The sequence below is a fragment of the Kitasatospora sp. NPDC088548 genome (assembly GCF_044753005.1).
In the GTDB taxonomy this organism is placed as follows: Bacteria; Actinomycetota; Actinomycetes; order Streptomycetales; family Streptomycetaceae; genus Kitasatospora.
Map to the genome: position 1 here is coordinate 1 of NZ_JBIVMI010000078.1, position 1,492 is coordinate 1,492.

At 66.4% G+C, this 1,492-nt stretch carries 1 protein-coding gene; it reads left to right on the forward strand.

Annotation, left to right across the window (positions count from 1 at the left end; genetic code table 11):
- Positions 1 to 635: 635 nt before the first annotated feature.
- Positions 636 to 1,492: reverse transcriptase domain-containing protein (locus tag ACIP82_RS37805; RefSeq protein WP_400660336.1), on the forward strand; the 857-nt coding region annotated here is incomplete at its 3' end.

Sequence of the window (1,492 nt, forward strand, 5' to 3'; positions counted from 1 at the left end):
GTGCGCCACGAGGCGCTATGCAATCGAGTGGAGGTGAAAGGCCTTCTCCGCCGGACCGTCGCAGCGGTCTGGTGAAGCTGGGGGCAGCCTGATCCGGGGAACGCCGGGGAGGGCGGCAAGCAGCCCCGACAACGGCGGGACGTGCCGGGACTACCGGACGGTGCGGGTCCGTCTAGCGAGGTCAGAAGGTGTAGCGAGAGCGAACCAGTGGTTGAAGCTCCGTAAGCAGTGAGCCGGCTCAAACCTGGTGGATACGGGCCGGTGTGCAGTGCGTGACGCGGCCGCCTTCGGGCGGGCAGGTCAACTCCGAAGCCGGATTTCCTGTTCCGGTGGGGAGGCCACGTTGAAAGCCTGCGGCGTAGACGTGGCGATGCTGCCGGAGTAGAGCTGGGCACCTCCCTGACCGATCGATTGTGTGGTGAACGTGGGAACCACCTCCGGTCGCCCGAACCGCCGGACAGCCAGTGCGGCGGTGGGCAGGTCCGTTGCCGACTGATGGCCGCGGGTGGGGCGGAGGCCCCGTAGTAGTCGCGGGAGTAACGACCCGTCAAGGAGGCCGGGAAAGCCGGTCGCAGGGCCAAGGGGGCCAGCAAGTCAGTGGCTGAAGTTACTGGAAGGTCAGGAGGTCATCGCCGGTGAACACCGACGATCTGGAGTCCGCCCTGTTCGGGGCAGAGCTGCGGGTACTGAATATCCAGACCAAGCTGCACCGTTGGGCTCGTGGTGATCCTCATCGCAGGTTCGACGACCTTTTCAATCTCGTCGCCGATCCCGGCTTCCTTCTGGTGGCCTGGGACCGGGTGCGGGGAAACAAGGGTGCACGTACTGCCGGGGTGGACGGACGCACGGCGTCGTCCATCGCGCTGAGGGTCGGAGTCGAGGAGTTCCTCGGCATGCTGCGGTCGCAGATCAAGGACCGCAGTTTCCGTCCCCTGCCGGTGCGGGAGCGGATGATCCCCAAGGCGGGCGGCAAGCTGCGTCGCCTGGGGATCGCGACGATCACCGACCGGGTGGTGCAGGCATCCTTGAAGCTGGTGCTGGAGCCGATCTTCGAGGCGGATTTCCTCCCGTGTTCCTACGGGTTCCGCCCGAACCGCCGGACCCATGACGCGGTGGCCGAGGTGCGTCTGCTCACGTCCAAGAAGTACGAGTGGATCGTGGAAGGCGATATCAAGGCCTGCTTCGACGAGATCTCGCACACGGCCCTGATGGACCGGGTGCGGGCACGAGTCGGGGACAAGCGCGTCCTGGCTCTGGTGAAGGCGTTCCTCAAGGCGGGCATCCTCGGTGAGGACGGCCTGTTGCGGGACAACGACACCGGCACCCCGCAGGGTTCGATCCTCTCGCCGTTGCTCAGCAACGTGGCTCTCTCGGTCCTGGACGAGTTCATCGCCCAGGCTCCCGGAGGGCCCGGAACTGAACTCAACGAGCGCCGGAGGCGTCGACGCCGCAGTCTGCCCAACTTCCGGCTGGTCCGGTACGCGGACGACTG